This is a genomic window from Microcoleus asticus IPMA8, from assembly GCF_013179805.1.
Taxonomy (GTDB): domain Bacteria; phylum Cyanobacteriota; class Cyanobacteriia; order Cyanobacteriales; family Microcoleaceae; genus Microcoleus; species Microcoleus asticus.
In genome coordinates, this window is record NZ_SRRZ01000224.1 from 1 (window position 1) to 4914 (window position 4914).

A 4914-nucleotide genomic window follows, 5' to 3' on the forward strand; every position below is an offset into this window, starting at 1 on the left:
TTAAAATTAAAAATTTCAAGAAGGTTATTTAATTATTTAGTAATGCACAAATTCAGGGTTTTGTCAAATTAATTTAGATGCGTTTACCCTGTATGTACAGCTAGTGCGATTCGTTTTAGCCGAAACCCGAAAGGGGGGATGGCTAGCAGCAATGAGGTAAGCCCATCAGGGTTGGAGTTCGCACTTTAATCCCCGGTCGCCAACAACTTACTATCCATGCAGGTGAGGAAACCTAGTCGAGCCTCTAGCTAAGACAACTAGGAGGAAATGGGAAAGATGAAGGTAGGCGTTGCTGAATCAAGGTATGATAAACTTATAGTGCGATCGCAGACAAGCGAAAATGATTTCTTTGATTTTGATACGGAACTGGAACATCTGCAAATTTTAGATAGTGAATTAGTAACTGAATTGAATATCTTAGCATTTGTTCAGATGCGAGAATAACAAAGACTTTTTCGTTTGAGGCGAGCAAAATAATGCCTTAATCTTGTATTTTCACCCTCAACTCTTATCGTATATGTTTTGCTAATAATCTGAACTCAATCGGGAATAAACTTAGGGTAAACTTTCCATCCATCTGTCACATAAAAATGGCATTTCCATTTATTAACAATCTCCCATAGTGGTTCAAAGATTTTGGCACGCACGGTCGCCTAAAACCCATCCTAGAATACCTGGTTTAAAATGGTCTACTGTTGTCCATAACCAGGTTTTGTTTTTTTTGAGCCAACAAATGTTTCTAATTCATCTAATTCTCCCACTTGTGGAGTTATTTATGCCTCATAAAAATCTGGCAAGAGTTTTCCTACTTGTTTGACCCAATTAATGATTGTCCTATGATGCACATTTTTGACTCTCCCAATTGCTCGAAAACCCAGGCCATTGACAGACATTTTGAGACCTTCACGTTTCACATCTTCAGAATAACCTTTATGAGGTTGAGAGCAATCTATAAATTGTCTGCCACAACCGACACAAATATAATTCTGTTTACCTTTTTTATGACCATTTTTATTAACATGAGTTGATTGACATTCAGGACATTGCATAAGCTCTGCGTTTTGTGAAGTGTTATTTTTTGGCGTTCGCACTCTCAAATCATTATATCCTAATTCACCAACGCCAGTCATTTCAAATAAAAAAGAGACACTATTGAGCAGTAGGCACAGATGAGTTCATCTAAAGATGTGCCAGGAGGAGCATACATTCTGGCTCGCTTTAAGGCACTAAAATCGTGTTCAATATCGTTCAGGTAGGCGAGAATATTTTGGGAGAAAAAGAACTTGATGATCCGTTTCCTATACCAGTTCTCGAATGGCTGTTTTTCGATGAATCGGTGGATGATCCATGATTAATATAGATAATTTGGTTAGAGAGGGTAATAAATATAAAGATAACCACCCTTCAAAACCTTCTGCATTGAGGCTGCCCGTAAAAACAATTGGGGCAATTAAGTCCTTTTTTCCTTTTTGTCGAACGGCTACTAGATTTTCTCTTTTCCCCGTTTTCCTGACTTTTCACCCAGATTTTTTTGCCTTTTTTTGACCAGCCTAATGCACAATCTTGAAACTCTTCAAATCCTGAATCATCAATAAAAAGCCGACTTTGACTTCCCGATACTTTAATCAAGTCTCTCAGATATCTGTAATATTTCATTCTTGATTCTCGGTTTATCTCCTGGTAACTAAGTTATTTTTTTTTGAGTACCCTTCATTTCTTTAAGAGCCTAAGATCTGGCACTTTGTCTTACCCCAAACTTCTTGGCTCTGTCGATTAATCTGGCATCTGGATTCTCTTTTACATCTTTTTATAAGGCTTGACAATCTAGTTTTCTCTTACACCTTTTTACCTTTGTGGCTCTAAGGTCTGTCCGATCCAGCCACCGATATATCGTTGCCACAACTACCTGAAAAAGTCCGTCGCTTGAGCGATACTACCGCCATTTTCTACATAATCCACTACTCTTTTTCTCAAATCCATACTGTAAGACATTTTCCTGGCGACTTCACTATTTTTATTCATTTTAACTCATTTTTAAATACTCTCATACCTATTTGAAATGACTATAATCTGAATGTCCTGATTGGATATATCGCCCTTGTTTTACCCTAAGAATAAACTTCACTTGCTTCTGACAGAGCCAATATGCCAGCTTAACGCTACCAAATTCCCCATCTCCCAAAACGATCGCTTCGTAATCTGACAGTAACTCTAAAACTGGAGCGATCAAGGCTTCTTGTTCGCTAATATTACTACTTCCTTTTTTATCTAGTAGTTACCTGTATAAGGGGATACTTCGTTTCTCCCAGATGATACTGAGCATAAATATATTTTGCGTTCGCCCGAAGAGTTCGATCGATCGCCAGTTTCAATGGTTTAGACTTTTTAAACTTTGCTTGTAATATTTATTTAACAAGCGGAAACCATAGACTTTCAATGTTCAGGCTATCCAATTTCATAAATCTTTGTAAGCTGCGCTTCCGACTCTAAAATTGAATCGGATAAGCGATTAAGGTCCCCAGTAATTCGATACTAACTTGACCCATGAGTTTGCAACAGATATACCAGAATTTTCAACGTCAGGTATTCTGCCGATTTGAGTTTTTTTCTTTTCAGAATTTGGTAAAATTGAGGGAACTTTTGAGGAGAGCATCCCAATTTGGTAAAAAGCGTTTTTTAGGAGTACGAGCGTCCATAGCGAACGATAAAGACCGTTCGCTATGGACGACGTGAGCGCGCTATATCATCCAAATATATCATTCTGATGCAACCGTCCATGATATGAAAGCGAAAATGGGATGCTCCCCAGCCCGATCGCCCGATCGCCCCACCCAAATAGTCCTGAACCCATATCGAGGCCAGAAACCCGGTTTCTTCGTATATCTCTAGCTGAGAATCTGTGATTTTTCATAGAAACCCCGTTTCTTCGCGTAACTCCTACCAAATCAAAATCTGGCAATACGCTAAATATAATTAAAATTTGTTAAGATTAACTCGACCTCAGCGCCGGCATCCCATCCGCCGCTAAACCTGCCCTTCCCCAGTCCCCACAACAATGCTGCGACTCGAACACATCAGTAAAATTTACCCCACAGGCGTCGTACTCAAAGATGTCACCTGGGAAGTCAAGCCAGGCGATCGCATCGGCTTAGTAGGCGTTAATGGTGCCGGCAAATCCACCCAACTCAAAATCATCGCCGGCGAAATCGAACCCACCGCAGGCGAAGTCATTCGCCCCGCCAGCCTCCACATCGCCTACCTCTCCCAAGAATTTGAAATAGATCCGACTCGCACCGTCAGAGAAGAATTTTGGCGCGCCTTCAGCGAAGCCAACGAAGTTCACGAATCCCTGATGCAAGTCCATCGAGACTTGGAAAACTCCACCCCAGACAATCTCGACGAACTGATCCACAAAATGGATCGGCTGCAAAGACAATTTGAAGGCTTAAACGGCTACGGTTTAGAAGCGCAAATCGAGAAAATTCTGCCCGAAATCGGATTTGAACCCGAAGACGGCGATCGATTAGTCAGCGCTTTCAGTGGCGGCTGGCAAATGCGGATGAGTTTGGGCAAAATTCTTCTGCAAAAACCCGACATCCTGCTGTTAGACGAACCTACCAACCACCTCGACTTAGAAACCATCGAATGGCTGGAAGTATACCTCAAAGGGCTGATAACCCCGATGGTAATCGTATCCCATGACCGGGAATTTCTCGATCGGCTCTGCACCCAAATCGTCGAAACCGAACGCGGCGTTTCCAGCACCTACCTCGGCAATTACTCTTCCTACCTGCTGCAAAAAGCAGAAGCCAGAGAAGCCCAACTCAGCGCCTACGAAAGCCAGCAAAAAGAACTGGAGAAACAGCAAGCATTCGTTGAAAAATTCCGCGCCAGCGCCACTCGCAGCACCCAAGCCAAAAGCCGCGAGAAACAGTTAGATAAAATCGAACGCATCGAAGCGCCCACCGGCGGATTAAAAACTTTGCATTTCCGCTTTCCCCCCGCACCTCGCAGCGGTCGCGAAGTAGCAATAATTGAAGATTTGGTGCACACCTACGGCGACAAAATCCTATTTTTGGGAGCCGACTTATTAATTGAAAGGGGCGATCGCATAGCCTTTCTCGGCCCCAACGGCGCGGGCAAATCAACCCTGCTGCGCCTGATTATGGGTTTAGAAAAGCCTTCTGAAGGTACGGTCAAATTGGGAGGTCACAACGTCATCCCCGGTTACTTTGAACAGAATCAGGCAGAAGCCTTAGATTTGAATAAAAGCGTGATCGAAACCATTCACGACGAAGTACCCGACTGGAAAAATGAAGAAGTTCGGACTTTGTTGGGGCGGTTCTTGTTTACCGGCGAAACAGTATTCAAAGAAGTCGGAGCTTTGAGCGGCGGAGAAAAAGCCCGTCTGGCTTTAGCAAAGATGCTGTTGACTCCCGTGAATTTGCTGATTTTGGACGAACCGACAAATCACCTCGACATTCCGGCGAAAGAGATGATGGAAGAGGCGATTCAGAATTATGACGGTACCGTAATTATCGTTTCACACGATCGCTATTTCATCTCCCAAGTCGCTAACAAAATTGTCGAGATTCGGGATGGAGAATTTCGCCCTTATTTGGGAGATTACCACTACTATCTTGATAAAATAGCTGAAGAAAAAGAACTGGCAAAGTTAGCAAAAATTGAAGCGGATCGAGTGGCTAAAAAGGCTGAAAAAGAAGCAAAGAAAAAAGCGGCTGCTAAGCAAAAATAAAGTTGCCACTGTCGCAGATAAACCTAACGTCCACGTTTATCTGCGTTCATCTGTGGTAAAAAAAGAATCGGGTGCATCTCACTTTTGCAGATACATCAAGTAGAAAGTTGACCATTGAGATAAGCACAGCGAAGAGAAAGGATAGAGGAAACACTCTC

At 42.4% G+C, this 4914-nt stretch carries 2 protein-coding genes and 2 pseudogenes; 1 reads left to right on the forward strand and 3 read right to left on the reverse strand.

What is annotated here, in order from left to right; translation table 11 throughout:
- Positions 1 to 313: 313 nt before the first annotated feature.
- The 3 genes and pseudogenes from E5S67_RS30880 to E5S67_RS30890 all read right to left on the reverse strand — a co-directional run bounded on the left by E5S67_RS30880 (position 314) and on the right by E5S67_RS30890 (position 2248).
- Positions 314 to 1049, reverse strand: a pseudogene (locus tag E5S67_RS30880) (IS1 family transposase).
- Positions 1050 to 1126: 77 nt separating this feature from the next.
- Positions 1127 to 1992: pseudogene (locus E5S67_RS30885) on the reverse strand (IS630 transposase-related protein).
- A 58-nt stretch (positions 1993 to 2050) separates the two neighbouring features.
- The gene (locus E5S67_RS30890; protein WP_422614727.1) at positions 2051 to 2248 is read right to left on the reverse strand and encodes a transposase; all 198 of its coding nucleotides are present in this window, start codon (positions 2246 to 2248) and stop codon (positions 2051 to 2053) included.
- Positions 2249 to 3055: 807 nt separating this feature from the next.
- Between E5S67_RS30890 and E5S67_RS30895 the strand changes: the two genes are divergently transcribed.
- Positions 3056 to 4756: an ABC-F family ATP-binding cassette domain-containing protein gene (locus tag E5S67_RS30895; RefSeq protein WP_172193129.1), complete on the forward strand. Its 1701-nt coding sequence runs from the start codon at positions 3056 to 3058 to the stop codon at positions 4754 to 4756.
- Positions 4757 to 4914 lie beyond the last annotated feature (158 nt).